Genomic DNA, 13,737 nt, shown 5'->3' on the forward strand with positions numbered 1-13,737 from the left:
CTCCAGGCCTGAGCGCATGGACAGCGGGACCTCCTTGAGGAACCAGATCAGCACGAAGCCGATCAGCACCACCACGCCGCCGACCAGGAACACGTTGTCGATCGCGCCGGAGAAGCCGTCCAGGAACGGACGCGCCAGCACCGGGTCGAGGGTCTTCAGGAACTCGGTGTTGTTCAGGTCGACACCGGAACCGCCGCCGCCCTGGAGGCTCTGGGCGAACTGCGCGTTCTCCGGCTTGGCCAGCGCGGCCTGGAAGTCCGGGTTGCCGAACGCCGTGCGGAGCGCGTTGCCGATCTTGTCGCCGACGCTGCTGAACAGGATCGACAGGAACACGGCGGTGCCGACGGTTCCGCCGATCTGGCGGAAGAACGTGGCCGACGACGTCGCGACGCCCATGTCCCTCGGCTCGGCGTTGTTCTGGATGGCCAGCAGCAGGGTCTGCATGCACAGCCCCAGTCCGGCGCCCATCACGAACATCATGCTGAGCGTGAAGGCGTTCGACGTGTCCGTGCCGATCGTGCTGAACGCGAACAGCGCACCGGCCATCAGCGCGAAGCCCATGATCGGGAACAGCTTGTAGCGACCCGTCCGCGCGGTGATCTGGCCGCTGATCCCGGCCGCCGACATGATGCCGAACGTCAGCGGGAGCAGCATCAGGCCGGCTTCGGTCGCCGAGGCGCCCTTGACGATCTGGAGGTACAGCGGCAGCGAGACCATGCCGCCGAACATGCCGATGCCCATCACGAAGTTGATCGTGTTGCCGAGCGAGAACGTGCCGCTGCGGAACAGCCTCAGCGGCAGCAGCGCCTCGTCGCCCATGCGCTTCTCGTTGAGGACGAAGCCCACGACGCCGACCACGCCGAGCGCGTACATGGCGATCGAGGTGCCGGACGCCCAGCCCCACTCACGGCCCTGCTCGGCGACGATCAGCAGCGGCACCAGGCCGATGCTGAGCAGCGCGGCGCCCCAGAAGTCGATGCGGTGGTCGACCCGCTTGTGCGGGACGTTGAGCACCTTGGCGACCACGACGAGCGCGATCAGGGCGATCGGCACGTTGATCAGGAACACCCAGCGCCAGCCCGCGATGCCCGCGAACGAGTCCAGGCCGGCGAACAGGCCGCCGACGACCGGGCCCGCGACGCTCGACACGCCGAACACGGCCATGAAGTACGCGGAGTACTTGCTGCGCTCCCGAGGCGACGTGATGTCCGCCAGGATCGCCATGCCGAGCGACATCAGACCACCGGCGCCGAGGCCCTGCACCGCGCGGAACGCGGCCAGCTCGTACATCGAGGTGGCGATGCCGGACAGCAGCGACCCGGCCAGGAAGAGGCCGATCGCGGTGAGGTACATCGGCTTGCGGCCGTAGATGTCCGACAGCTTGCCGTACAGCGGCGTCGTGATCGTGGCGGTGATCAGGTACGCGGTCGTGGCCCAGGCCTGCAGGGTCTGGCCCTGGAGTTCGTCGGCGATGGTCTTCATCGCCGAGGAGACGATCGTCTGGTCGAGCGCCGCGAGGAACATCCCCAGCAGCAGCCCGGACAGGATCGTCAGGATCTGACGGTGGGTGAGCAGCGATTCGCCCCTCGGCGACGCTTCCGCTCTCTCTACCGTTTCCGACATCACTTCTCCCCTTCTGAGCGCGGCCCCAGTCCGCTCTCAGCCAAGAAACCCGGTAGCGCGTTCTCGTGGTCGTTCACGAAGCGCTCGAACAAGTCGGTGAACTGAACCCAGTCCGGCTCCGACCAGCCTCCGAACATCCGTGCGATGGCGGCGTTGCGCATGCGACGGCGGTCGGCCAGCAGCTGTTGGCCGGACTCCGTGGCGACGAGCACGCTGGCCCGTCCGTCCTCCGGGTCGGCTCGGCGTTCCACGAACCCGTCCTTGACGAGTCCCGCGACCTGGCGGCTGACGGTCGAGGGGTCGGAGAAGACCGCCTCGGCCAGCGCGCTCGACCGGGAGGGACCCAGGTGGGCGAGGGTCGCGAGCAGGATGAACGCGGCCTTGTCCACGCCGACCTTGGCCATGTGCGCGGCCACGCACGCGTTCATCTTGTTGAGCCGGATCATCGCCATGCCGACCCGATCGGCCAGCTCCAGCTCTCGTTCCGTCGCCTCGGAACCCACCGTGTCACTCACCGGGCTCACCATGGAACACTCCGTTGCTTGCATCACCCAACTAGTTGCTGAGTACAAGCATGAACTCGGATGGCGTAGCGAAGCAAACGATTTACGCGTGAGCCATGTCTCAGCAGGCGGTTACCCACGGGTAGGCAACAGGGTTACCGGTCGGTAGCATCCGGGGCATGAGCCAGGACTACGCGTTCGTCGCCGAGACCATGAAGCAGGGCGTGCCGTGGGTGGGCACCACCGGCATCGACTTCCTCGAGGTCGAGGGCGACCGGGTGCTCGTCGCGCTGCCGGACGGCGAGCAGTACCGCAACCACGTCGGCGGCCCACACGCGGCCGTGGTGTTCGGCGCGGGCGAGACCGCGTCCGGCGCCGTCGTGCTCGCGGCCTTCTCCCGGCACATGGACAAGGCCACGCCGCTCGTCGCCCGCGCCGAGATCACCTACAAGAAGGTCGCCACCGGCGCGCTGCGGGCCGAGGCCGTGCTCGGCCGCCCGGCCGCCGAGGTGGTCGCCGAACTGGCGTCCGGCACCCGGCCCGAGTTCCCCGTGCACGTCACGATCACCAACGCCGACGGCGTCACCACGACCGAGATGACCGTGATCTGGACGTTGCGCCCGAACCGCTGACCACCGGTTCAGGCGTTCGGCGTAACGCCCGAACCACTTCCCCGCGATGCCTCCAACACGTCCACTTGGAGGAATCGCGTGACCAGCTCACCCGCCTTAGCCCGCTGGCGCCGCAGCGCCGTCCCGTTCCTGCTCGTCGCCGCGTGCGCGGGCGGCTGCGGGTCCACGCCGGACACCCCGCGCGTCGCCGCGACCCAGTCGTCCGGCGCGGCCAGCACGACCTCGACGCCCACGAGCACGTCCACCGCCCCGCCGCCGGTACAGAAGGTCGTCGACGGCCGCACGCTCGTCAACGCGACGGGCAAGACCGTCCGCGTCGTCGGACTGGCCGCGCCCGGCGAGTGCTGGGCCAAGTCCGCCGCCGAGTTCGCCACGAGCACGTTGACCGGCCAGCGTGTCAAGCTCGTCCCGGTCGCCGGTGACACGGTGTCCGTGGGTCTCCCGGACGGTTCGGACTACGCCGAAACCGCGCTGCGCAAGGGCTTGGCGCGCGCCGAGCCCACCGCGAGCGCCACGCTCACCGCCGCGCAGGCCGTGGCCCAGCAGGCCGGGGTCGGGCTGTGGGGCAGCACGTGCCAGGGCGCGGACACCGTCGCGCCACCGGCTCCGGTCACGCCGCCGCAGCCGGTCGTCGTCCCGCCCGCGCCGGAACCCGTGCCCGCGCCGCCACCGGCCACTCCGGACCTCCCCGCGGCGGTCTACTACAAGAGCTGCGCGGCGGCCCGTGCCGCGGGCGTGACGCCGCTGCACCGCGGCGATCCGGGCTACGGGTCCCATTTGGACCGCGACGGCGACGGGATCGCCTGCGAGTAAACCGATACAGATGCCGCAACCCACGTCCGAGGGGGCTGATCAGGGGATTCGAGTTGGTAACGTCCCGTGGCCGCCGTAACACGGTGGACGTTCCAGTGCGATGACCCGGACACAGGTGCGACCGCCGCGCCCTTGGAGGACCGCGTGCCCAGTACTTCCCCCGCGTCGACTCGTTGGCGTGGAGCCCTGCAACTCCTGCTCGCCCTGACCGTCCTCGGTGGATGCGCGTCGAAAACGGACCTCTCGTCCGCGATCCAGGTGACGACGCCGAGTTCCACGCCGAGCACGGCACCGATGATCACCACCACGGCGAGCGCGCCCGACCAACCGTCCACGCAGGTCGTGGACGTCGTGGACGGACGCACGATCGTCGGGGCGGACGGCAGGCAGATCCAGATCGCGGGCCTCCAGCCGCCCGGCGAGTGCTGGGCGCAGGCCGCGCTGGAGTTCACCCGGAAGACGTTGAACGGCAAGACGGTCAAGTACGTCCCGACGGTCGGGACGGCCGCGACCGTGCTGATGCCGGACGGGTCGAACTTCGCGGTCGAGGCCGTTCGTCGAGGCCAGGGCCGCGCCGAGCCCGGCACGGGGACGGCGCTGAGGTCCGCGCAGTCCGCCGCCGAGCAGGCCGAACTCGGGCTGTGGGGCGGGCCCTGCGGCGGCAAGGACAGCCTCCAGCAGGCGGGGTCGGGGCAGCAGCAGTCGTCGGGGTCCAGCGACGTGTACTACGCGACCTGCGACGCGGCCAAGCGCGCGGGCGCCACGCCGATCGTCGTCGGCCAGCCCGGCTACGGCAAGCACCTCGACCCGGACGGCGACGGGATCGCCTGCGACCGGTAGAACAGCCGCATGAAGGTGGACAGCGTCGAGATCACGTTCGACCCGCGCGAGATCGGCGGCACCGCGCGGCAGGCCGAGGACGCGGGCTACGACGGGTTCTGGGTGGCCGAGGCCCAGCACGACCCGTTCGTCGCCCTCTCGGTCGCCGCCGGGACGACGTCGCGGATCGAACTGGGCACGTCCATCGCGGTGGCGTTCGCGCGCAACCCGATGAGCACCGCCGTGCTGGCGAACGACCTGCAACTGCTGTCCGGCGGCCGCTTCAACCTAGGACTCGGGTCCCAGGTGGAGCCGCACATCACCAAGCGGTTCTCGATGCCGTGGTCGAAACCCGCCGCGCGGATGCGCGAGTACGTGCTGGCGATGCGGGCGATCTGGCACGCGTGGGAGACCGGTGAGCGGCCGAGGTTCCGCGGCGAGTTCTTCACCCACACCGTGATGACGCCGTTCTTCGACCCCGGCCCGAACCCGTACGGCCCGCCCAAGGTGTTCCTCGCGGGCGTCGGCGAACTGATGACCGAGGTCGCGGGCGAGGTCGCCGACGGGTTCCTGTGCCACAGCTTCACCACCGAGCGGTACCTGCGCGAGGTGACGGTCCCGGCGTTGGAACGCGGCCGCGCTCGCGCCGGGAAACCGTTGGCGGGCTTGGAGATCAGCGGCCCGTCGTTCGTCGCGACGGGCAACACCGAGGAGGAGCTGGCGGCGTCCATCAGGGACACCAAGAAGCAGATCGCGTTCTACGGCTCGACGCCGTCCTACCGGAAGGTCCTCGACCTGCACGGGTGGGGCGCCCTGCACGAGGACCTGCACGCGCTGTCCCGGCGGCAGAAGTGGGACGAGATGACCGACGCCGTCGACGACGAGGTGCTGCGGGCGTTCGCCGTGGTCGGCGAACCGGAGCAGGTCGCCGCCGAGCTGCTGGCCCGCTACGGCGACATCACCACCCGCTCGTCCTGCTACGCCCCGTACCGCGCCGACCCCGAACGCTGGGGCCGGGTGTTCACGGCGCTCAAAAACGGGTGATGCGGTGCCGCCCGCTGGGCGAATCGCGCAACCCGTGGTGGAAGAACGCCAGTTCCGCCCGAACCCGCAGCACTCCCCGGCGTCTTATCCACCGCCGTCTGCCCACCCGCGCGGCCACCAGGGCGAGCGGCAGGACGAGCAACGTCATCAGGATCGTCGGGATCAAGGTCATCGCCTCCTTCGGCAGGGCAACGACCGAGTCGGACCCCGCTTACGGCGATCACCCGAAGGCCACCCCGATGGAGCAACCGCTCCACCGGGCGGACGTTCCGTCGACCACCCCTCTGGAGATCAGTTTCGACCGCTCACCCGAAAGTGTTACCGAGGATGGGGGCGAGCGGAAGAACTACAGGTCACGAGGTTGTCACCACCACGCCAACGCTCGGCCGTCCGGGTCACGGCACTGCTCCGGTTCCCCCTGTTCTTCCCTTGTGCCGCAAGCGCTTCGACCCTGAACACACCATCGAGTGGCGGGTAACGCGCCTCGGAACGGCCACGATGAGCGGATGCCAGCCGGAGAACACCGGCTCCGTTCCCAGAGGCGAACCATGTCCGAACCCGTTGTGCCGGCGTCCGAAGCGGTGACCCCGCCGAACGGCTTCCCCCAACCCCAGTGGTCACCGGCTCCGGCTCGGCGCTCCGGAAGGGGGTGGCTCCTGTTCGGCCTCGGGGTCGTGACCGGCGCGGCCGTCCTCGGCGCGGTCTGGCTCGTCGTGGCGCTGCCAGGGGCCACCGCGAAGTCCACGGCGTTCGAGCTGAAGGGGACCATGACCCTGGTCGACTCCCGGCTCGGCGGCAGCTCGAACTGCTACGGCACGGGCGGCTACAAGGACATCTCGGAGGGCAGCGCGGTCACGGTGTACGGCGCGGGCGGCGACGTCGTGGCCACGGGCTCGCTCGGCAAGGGCACGATCGGCTCCTCGTACGACACCTGCGTCTTCACCGTGTCCGTCCCGAACGTGCCGGGCGACGAGAAGTTCTACCAGGTCGAGGTGACCCACCGGGGCAAGATCACCGTCGAGGCCGCGGACGCCAAGTCGGTCGGCGTCGCCGCGACCCTCGGCGGCTAGAGGTCCGGCAGCGGGTCCGGCGGGCCGAAGTCGCGGTCGCGGACCTCCGCGTCGGCCGCGGCGATCACCGGGACGTACTCGTCCCAGGTCTGGAACGGCGAGCCGTCGAACGTGAACGTCGGGTCCATCACCGTGTCCACCGGGCCGAGCCGCAGCGTTCGCGGGTAGGTCCAGTGCACGGCCTTCGGCAGGTCGTGGCTCCGCCAGCTGCACTCCAGCATGATCACGTTCTCGGCCGTCACCACGAAGAGGAACGGCTTCTGCACGAACGAGAACCCCGACGCGGAGTTGGCCGTCGCCGGGAAGAGGTAGCGGATCTCCGTGCCCGGCGGCAGCAGCGCCCGGCACCTCTCGCGCACCACGCTGCTCAACGGCACGTCCCCACGACCTTCCGGTTTCAGCGAATCAGTTCCTCGGGCACCCGCAGGTCCTCGTGCTGGTAGAGAGCCGCGACCGCCGCCGCGTCGTCACCCGCGCACACGGCCGCCACCTCGTCGAGCAGCAGGTCGTAGTCCTCGCCGGTGTTGCCCTCGTACGCGTCGGTCATCCGACCCCACTCGTCCCACGGCAGGGTCTCCACGTTGTTCAACGCGGCCAGGTCGCGCACGGCGTTGCCGCGGATCTCCGACGGCCCCCAGTTCTCCGTGCCGGGCACGCCGAACAGGTCCGCGTCGATCTCCCCGCGCCGGTAGGCGCTCCACGCCTCACCACCGGTCAGGAACTCGCCGGGCTTCAGGTCACGAGGGTCGACCGGGAACGACGACTCGAACACCTCGGTGTCGATCCGCACCCACCGCCCACCGTCCCAGAACTCGGTGACCCAGTGGTCCACCCCGCGCCCGGCCTCGAAGTACATCCCGAACCCGCACCGCACCCGAGCCGGAATCCCGTTGTCCCGCAACAGGGCGCAGCTCAACACCGCGAAGTGCCGACACGTCCCCACCACCCGCCGCGCGGGCTCCCGCCGAGCAGACAACGGTGAGGGATCCAACCCCAACAACACGTCGACCAGCTCGTTCGCGGGCCGGATGTCCTTCTCCACCAACCGCCCAGCCGACATCCCCGCCGCGACGAGATCAGTGGGCTGGAGAACGAGCGCGTGCACAGCCGCGCAGACCTCCAACGGGTCGCTCGCGACCACAGACCCGGCACCCGCGCCAAGAGCGGTGAACGGTCCGGGAACGACGTAGTCGATCTGCACCATGGGAGCAAATGGTAGGGCTAGACCGACCGGTTGGAGACCTGAACCAGGCATCTCGAACCACCGGGCGTTCCCCTGCCGACGAGGCACCGCCCCCAGCACGCGGGCAAAGAAAAACCCCAGGCCACACGATGTGTGACCTGGGGCCATCTCGCTGAGCCGCCTATCGGAATCGAACCGATGACCTGTTCATTACGAGTGAACCGCTCTAGCCGACTGAGCTAAGGCGGCGAGACGCGTTAACTATAGCGGACTTCAAGAGCGTCACCGACAGGGGTCCCCCTCGTTAGTCTTCTCGTGACGCCGCTCACCCCGGCAGCACGCTCTTCACCGCCGAGGAGGACCTCTCACATGCGCAGACGCCGGCTCGCGTTGGCCTTGCCCACCGCCGCAGCGTTGCTCGCGCTCTGCGCGTCGCCCGCGCTCGCCCAGCCGACGACGACGCCGCTGCCCGCGCCCGTGAGCCCTGGGCAGCCGCCGATCTCCGCGCCGAACGGGCCGCAACCGCTTGCGCACGCCGTGGGGGATGCGGGGACCGGGTTGGCGGTGGTGCGGTTGGCGCCGGATTCGACGCCGACCAACACGATCCTGCCGGGGTTCGGGGAGGAGTTGCCGAAGCAGGCCGCGGCGGAGCTCGGGGTCGGGTTGGCGAGTGCGCAGGTGAACACCGAGGCCTACCTGGCGTTCGAGCGGTCGGTGGCGCAGGCGTCGCCGTTGGGGTTCGCGGTGCAGGGGCGGGCGCCGCAGACGCCCGGCTCGTTGGCGCAGACGGCCGGGCCGGACAACGCCGAGGGGTTGAGCGCCGGGCTGGCGTTGCCGAAGACGCCGTTGGACGCGCTGGTCAAGGTCAGCGGGCTCGACGGGAGCGTGCACGCGCGGTGGGACGACAAGGTCGGGCCCTGCGTGCAGCCGTTGAGCGAGGCCAAGACGTCGCTGGCCAGCCTGTCCGTGCTGAACGCGATCCCGACGCTGCCGACCACCTCGGACCTGACCGGGATGCTGACGCAGGACACGCCGAAGCTCGACGCGGCGGCGAAGCAGTCGCTGATCGACGCGCTCAAGGGCATGACCGCCCCGCTCAGCCAGCTCGGCGGGCTGCTGTCGGGCACGCCGGACACCGGCGAGAAGGGGTCGCTGCTCAGCCTGCCGGAGACGTTGACGGCGCGGTCGACCGTGGAGCTGGTCGACCTGCCGGACTCGAAGAACAAGGCCGTGAAGACCACGTCGACCCTCCAGGCCGCGAGCGTGCGGCTGCTCGCGGGCACGCCGATGGAGGTCCGGATCGACGTGGTGAGCCAGCCGACGCTGGTGGCGCTGGCGACGGGCGTGGAGGCGACGTCGTCGATCACGTACACCGCGCCGGTGCTGAGGGTGTCGCAGGGCGGCAAGGTGCTCGGCACGCTGGACGCGGCCAACCAGAAGCTGGAGATCCCGATCGGCATCCCCGTCGCGGGCCTGCCCGAGCTGCCGAAGCTGCCCGTCGTCGGCGGGATCCTGCCGGGCGGCGGTGACGTGCCCGCCGAGCTGAAGAAGCTCGACATCGGGGTGCTGCGGTTGCAGATCGCGCAGCTCAACGAGAAGAAGATGGCGTTGAACGGGCCGTTGACGCAGGGCGGTCCGACGATCAAGGGCTTCATGCTCGGCGCGACGGCCCGCCTGCTGGACCTGCAACTGCTGCCCACGGACGCGCTCGGCCTGCCGAACCTGCCGTCCGCGCTGGCCCAGGTGTCGCTCGGCGAGCAGATCGTCCGCGCCGCCGCGCCCGAAGGGGGCGTCGAGTGCGGCAGTACCACCACACCGACGCCGCCCGCGGGCGCTCAGCCGCCGCCGGGGCAGGCCCGACCGGTCATCCCGCTGGCGTACACGAACGCCGCGTACAAGACGATCCCGATCTTCTGGATCGGCACGGGACTGCTGCTCGCGGGCGTGGTCATCGTGTCCGCGATGCCGGGCACGCGCCGCCGTGAGCCCGCGTTCGCGATGGCGGGCGGAGCCGTGACCACGACCGAACCCGAGACCGACCCCGAGACCGAGACCGAGGTCGAGGTCGAGGTCGAGGCCACGACCGAACCCGAACCGGAAGCCGTGACCGACACCGAGCCGGAAGCCGAGTCCGAGGTCGAGTCCGAGGTCGAGCCCGAGGCGGCGGCCGACACCAAGCCGGAGACCAGGCCCGAGGACTGAGCCGGGTGGGGAGGCCCCCGATGCCTCCCCACCCGCACTCACCTGCCTACAAGCCGATCGCGCGAGCGATCTCGGTGGGCTTCAGCACGCGGAGCAGGGCCTCCATGAAGTAGTAGTCCGCGTACGGCAGAGACACCTCGACGCCGTCCTCGGACGGCCGGTTGCGCGTGCCGCGGGCCAGGACGGCTTCGGCGCGCGTGGACTTCTTGGTGAGGCAGTCCCTGGTCAGGCCGTGCAGGATGCGCAGCGCGGAGTCCCGGTACTGGACGCGGCCGGACGCCTTGGCGAGGTCGATCAGGCCCGCGGCCATGATCGCGCCCGCCGAGGAGTCCTTGATGTCGTTGGGGGCTTGCGGGGCGCGGTAGTCCCACACCGGCACGTGGTCGGGCGTGATCTGGCCCAGCGCGAAGTCGGCCAGTTTGCGCGCGGTGGCCAGGAACGACGCGTCGTTGGTGCGCCGGTACATCGTGGTGAACCCGTAGATCGCCCACGCCTGCCCGCGCGACCACGCCGACGTCGGGCTGTAGCCCTGCACGGTGTTCTGGCCGATCGGCGCGCCCGTCGTGGGGTTGTAGTCGAAGACGTGCGGCGTGGAGCCGTCCGCGCGGACGAAGTTCTGCTGCGTCGACTTGGCGTGAGCGATGGCGATGTCCAGGTACTTGCGGTCGCCGGTCTCCTTGCTGGCGAACGCGAGCAGGTCCAGGTTCATCATCGTGTCGATGATCGAACGGCCGGCGTCGTTCGGCGTGCCCATCGCGCCCCAAGCCCGGATGAACTTGCCCGCCGTGTTGAACCGGCCGATCAGCCCGTCCGCGGCCTTGATCGCGCCGTCGCGCCACTTCACGTCACCCGTGAGCCGCCACGCGGTGACCCACGACGGGTAGAACAGGAAGCCCTGGTCGTGGTCGCGGGCGACCTCCTTGCGCGGCGACAGCTTCTCCGCCGAGGCCAGCGCGAGCGTCTTGAACTGCTCGTCGCCGCTCGCGAGGTACGCCATCCACAGCGTCCCCGGCCAGAACCCGCCGACCCAGCCGCCGTCGGCGACGTAGGTCCACTTCTCGGCCCTGGTGATCTCCGGGAACGTGGTGATGGCCGGTCCGGTGACGCGCACCTTCGACACGGCGTAGTCCAACGCGCCGCGCAGCGCTTCCGGACCTGGCACGGGTTCTTGCGCCAACGCGGTTCCTCCCGTCACAGCGGTCGCTCCAGCCGCCACGGCAGCGGAGGTCAGCAAGGTACGGCGGGACACAGTCATGGCACCATCCATCCGAGAATCGGCGTTGATTGCAGGTAGGCCAGTACGCACATGAGGAGCAGCAGGAGCAGGCTCCAGCCGAAGACGCGGCGGAAGAGTTCGCCTTCCTTGCCGACGAGGCCCGCCGCGGCGGTGCCGATCGCCAGGTTCTGGGGCGAGATCATCTTCGCCATCACGCCACCCGAGCTGTTCGAGGCGCCGAACAGGAACGGGGACGCGTTGAGCTGTTGGGCCGCGGTGGTCTGCAGGGTGCCGAAGAGGGCGTTGGAGCCCGCGTCGGTGCCGGTGATCGTGACGCCGAACCAGCCGACCACGGGTGACAGGAACGCGAAGAACGCGCCGGTGCCCGCGAGCCACACGCCGAGCGTGGTGATCTGGCCGGAGAAGTTCATGACGTACGACAGCGCGAACACGGCCAGGATCGCGAGGATCGCCCAGCTGAACTGGCGGATCGTGCGGCCGTAGATCGCGACCGCCTTGCCGAGCCCGACCCTCAGCACCAGCAGCGACAGCAGGCCCGAGACCAGCAGCAACGTGCCGGTCGCCGACAGCAGGTTCAGCGTGTACACCGTCGCGACGGGTTTCCCGTTCGGCGCGGTGATGTGCAGGCCGGGCCAGGCGAACTTCGTGGTCGCCTTCTCCAGCAGGTTCTTCACGGCGGTGATCTGGGCGAGCGCGAAGATCACCACGATGATCGCGTACGGGGCGAACGCCACCGCGATGTCACGCCGGGAGTCGGTGCCGCGGAGCGAATCGTCGCCGGAGGAACCGCCGCCGACCGTCACGGGCACGGCCGCGGGCCTGCGGATCCGCACCGCCAGGACCACCGCGCCGACCGACACGACGGCCGCGATGATGTCGCACAGCTTGTAGGACACGAAGTTCGACACCAGGTACTGCGTGACGCCGAAGGACAGCCCGGCCGCCAAGGCGATCGGCCACACCTCGCGCACGCCGCGCTTGCCGTCGACGATCAGCACCAGCACGAACGGCACCAGCACCGCGAGGATCGACACCTGGCGGCCCGCCATCGCGCCGAAGTGCTCGGCGGGCAGGCCCGTGACGGTGCCCAGCACGGTGATCGGGTTGCCCATGCCGCCGAACGCGACCGGCGCGGTGTCGGCGACCAGCGCGAGCGCGGCGGCCTTCATCGGGTTCACGCCGAGCGCGATGAGCATGACCGAGCAGATGGCGACGGGTCCGCCGCCGCCCGCCAGCGCCTCCAGCAGCGCGCCGAACGAGAAGGCGATCACGATCGCCTGCACGCGCGGGTCGTCGCTGATCGAGCTGAACGCCCGGCGCAGGACGTTGAAATGCCCGCTCTCCACGGTCAGGTTGTAGATCCAGATCGCGTTGAAGGTGATCCACAGGACCACGAGCACGCTCGTGGCGGCGCCGAAGGCCGCGGAGTTGAGCGCCGTGCCGACCGGCATGGAGTACACGGCCACCGCGATGCCGATCGAGAGCACGAGCGCGGTCAGCCCCGCCCAGTGCGCTTTCCACTTGAAGCCGCCCAGCAGGACCAGCACCGTGACCAGCGGGATCAGGGCGAGGAGCGCGGACAGGAGTAGGGACCCCGTTGGGTCGGGGTTTTGCTGGTACATCGTCGACCGCCGCCTTTCGGGCGCACTGCGAACCGACTCGTCACCGGCGGCGGCGAAGTGACGAGACCACACTTGTTCCGCCCAGCAGAACGTAGTTCCATGGACGGACCGAGCACATAGTGTCACTGGACAGCCACAATCGGAAGGCATCACCGCGATGGAAATCCGGCACGCGACCCACCCGGAGCAGTTGGCCGCGCTCGACACCGACCGGTTGCGGGAACGCTTCCTGGTCGAGGACCTGTTCGTCGCGGGCGAGGTGCGGCTGGTCTACACGCACGAGGACCGGATCGTCCTCGGCGGCGCGACTCCCCTGCCTGGCCAGGCGCTCACGCTGGAACCCGCGGACGCGCTCCGGACCGCCACGTTCCTGGCCCGCCGCGAGCTGGCGGTGGTCGTGGTGCGCGGGTCCGGCAGCGTCGTCGTCGACGGCACCGAGCACGAACTGGGAACTCGCGACTGCGTGTACGTCGGGCAGGGAGCTTCGGACGTCCGCTTCGAGGCCGCCGAGGAGGGCACGCGCTTCTACCTGTTCTCCACGCCCTCGCACGCCGCCCACCCCACGGCGGTCGCCCGCTACGCGGAGGTGGACGCGCTCGCGCTGGGCGAGCAGGCCACGTCCAACGTGCGGGAGATCCGGAAGTTCGTGCACGCGGACGGGATCCGGTCGAGCCAGCTCGTGCTGGGCATGACCACGCTCGCGCCCGGCAGCGTGTGGAACACGATGCCGCCGCACACCCACGACCGGCGCACCGAGGCGTACCTGTACTTCGACCTGCCCGACGAGCACCGCGTCGTGCACCTGATGGGCGAGCCGAGCGCGACCCGGAACCTGGTGGTGCGCAACGAGGAGGTCGTGATCTCGCCGAGCTGGTCCGTCCACAGTGGAGCGGGAACGCACGCGTACTCGTTCGTGTGGGCCATGGGTGGCGAGAACCAGGCCTACGACGACGTGGAACCCGTTCCGGTCACCGACCTTCGCTGAGGGA

The 13,737-nt window shown here is 69.9% G+C and carries 14 protein-coding genes and 1 tRNA gene; 7 read left to right on the plus strand and 8 right to left on the minus strand.

Annotation, left to right across the window (positions count from 1 at the left end; all coding sequences use genetic code 11):
* Together ACFWW9_RS15280 and ACFWW9_RS15285 are read right to left on the minus strand one after the other, a co-directional pair.
* Positions 1–1,623: MDR family MFS transporter (locus ACFWW9_RS15280; RefSeq protein ID WP_390376901.1), on the minus strand; the 1,623-nt coding region annotated here is incomplete at its 3' end.
* The gene (locus ACFWW9_RS15285) at positions 1,623–2,138 is read right to left on the minus strand and encodes a MarR family winged helix-turn-helix transcriptional regulator (RefSeq protein ID WP_390376904.1); all 516 of its coding nucleotides are present in this window, start codon (positions 2,136–2,138) and stop codon (positions 1,623–1,625) included. The genes ACFWW9_RS15285 and ACFWW9_RS15280, both read right to left, overlap by 1 nt.
* Positions 2,139–2,305: 167 nt before the next feature.
* Here ACFWW9_RS15285 and ACFWW9_RS15290 point away from each other — a divergent pair, with 167 nt between their 5' ends.
* From ACFWW9_RS15290 to ACFWW9_RS15305, 4 genes are all read left to right on the plus strand, one after another.
* On the plus strand, positions 2,306–2,758 hold the full coding sequence (locus tag ACFWW9_RS15290; protein WP_390376907.1) for a DUF4442 domain-containing protein: 453 nt from the start codon (positions 2,306–2,308) through the stop codon (positions 2,756–2,758).
* A 78-nt stretch (positions 2,759–2,836) separates the two neighbouring features.
* Positions 2,837–3,571 (plus strand): thermonuclease family protein, encoded by a 735-nt coding sequence (locus ACFWW9_RS15295; RefSeq protein WP_390376910.1) that lies wholly within the window; start codon positions 2,837–2,839, stop codon positions 3,569–3,571.
* A gap of 144 nt (positions 3,572–3,715) precedes the next feature.
* On the plus strand, positions 3,716–4,411 hold the full coding sequence (locus ACFWW9_RS15300) for a thermonuclease family protein (RefSeq protein ID WP_390376913.1): 696 nt from the start codon (positions 3,716–3,718) through the stop codon (positions 4,409–4,411).
* A gap of 9 nt (positions 4,412–4,420) precedes the next feature.
* Positions 4,421–5,434, plus strand: coding sequence for an LLM class F420-dependent oxidoreductase (locus tag ACFWW9_RS15305; RefSeq protein ID WP_390376916.1), 1,014 nt, complete (start codon positions 4,421–4,423; stop codon positions 5,432–5,434).
* Here ACFWW9_RS15305 and ACFWW9_RS15310 read toward each other — a convergent pair.
* The gene (locus tag ACFWW9_RS15310) at positions 5,421–5,606 is read right to left on the minus strand and encodes a hypothetical protein (protein WP_390376919.1); all 186 of its coding nucleotides are present in this window, start codon (positions 5,604–5,606) and stop codon (positions 5,421–5,423) included. The genes ACFWW9_RS15305 and ACFWW9_RS15310 overlap by 14 nt on opposite strands.
* 376 nt (positions 5,607–5,982) lie before the next feature.
* Here ACFWW9_RS15310 and ACFWW9_RS15315 point away from each other — a divergent pair, with 376 nt between their 5' ends.
* A complete protein-coding gene (locus ACFWW9_RS15315; protein WP_390376922.1) occupies positions 5,983–6,504 on the plus strand; it encodes a hypothetical protein in 522 nt (173 codons plus the stop codon).
* Here ACFWW9_RS15315 and ACFWW9_RS15320 read toward each other — a convergent pair.
* The 3 genes from ACFWW9_RS15320 to ACFWW9_RS15330 all read right to left on the minus strand — a co-directional run bounded on the left by ACFWW9_RS15320 (position 6,501) and on the right by ACFWW9_RS15330 (position 7,936).
* A complete protein-coding gene (locus ACFWW9_RS15320) occupies positions 6,501–6,881 on the minus strand; it encodes a hypothetical protein (protein ID WP_390376925.1) in 381 nt (126 codons plus the stop codon). The two genes, ACFWW9_RS15315 and ACFWW9_RS15320, sit on opposite strands and share 4 nt — an antisense overlap.
* A 20-nt stretch (positions 6,882–6,901) precedes the next feature.
* A complete protein-coding gene (locus tag ACFWW9_RS15325) occupies positions 6,902–7,708 on the minus strand; it encodes a transglutaminase-like domain-containing protein (protein WP_390376928.1) in 807 nt (268 codons plus the stop codon).
* Positions 7,709–7,862: 154 nt separating this feature from the next.
* A tRNA-Thr gene (locus ACFWW9_RS15330) sits at positions 7,863–7,936 on the minus strand.
* A gap of 120 nt (positions 7,937–8,056) precedes the next feature.
* Between ACFWW9_RS15330 and ACFWW9_RS15335 the strand changes: the two genes are divergently transcribed.
* Positions 8,057–9,889, plus strand: a complete 1,833-nt coding sequence (locus tag ACFWW9_RS15335) for a hypothetical protein (RefSeq protein ID WP_390376931.1) — start codon at positions 8,057–8,059, stop codon at positions 9,887–9,889.
* 46 nt (positions 9,890–9,935) lie between these two features.
* On the opposite strand, the gene ACFWW9_RS15340 is transcribed toward ACFWW9_RS15335, so the two are convergent.
* Together ACFWW9_RS15340 and ACFWW9_RS15345 are read right to left on the minus strand one after the other, a co-directional pair.
* The gene (locus ACFWW9_RS15340; RefSeq protein WP_390376934.1) at positions 9,936–11,084 is read right to left on the minus strand and encodes a glycoside hydrolase family 88 protein; all 1,149 of its coding nucleotides are present in this window, start codon (positions 11,082–11,084) and stop codon (positions 9,936–9,938) included.
* 56 nt (positions 11,085–11,140) lie between these two features.
* Positions 11,141–12,748, minus strand: coding sequence for an L-lactate permease (locus tag ACFWW9_RS15345; RefSeq protein WP_390376937.1), 1,608 nt, complete (start codon positions 12,746–12,748; stop codon positions 11,141–11,143).
* Between the two features lie 157 nt (positions 12,749–12,905).
* Between ACFWW9_RS15345 and kduI the strand changes: the two genes are divergently transcribed.
* On the plus strand, positions 12,906–13,733 hold the full coding sequence (gene kduI, locus ACFWW9_RS15350) for a 5-dehydro-4-deoxy-D-glucuronate isomerase (RefSeq protein WP_390376939.1): 828 nt from the start codon (positions 12,906–12,908) through the stop codon (positions 13,731–13,733).
* The last annotated feature ends 4 nt before the right edge of the window (positions 13,734–13,737 follow it).

Origin of the sequence: Umezawaea sp. NPDC059074 (assembly GCF_042738955.1) — a bacterium.
Classification (GTDB): domain Bacteria; phylum Actinomycetota; class Actinomycetes; order Mycobacteriales; family Pseudonocardiaceae; genus Umezawaea.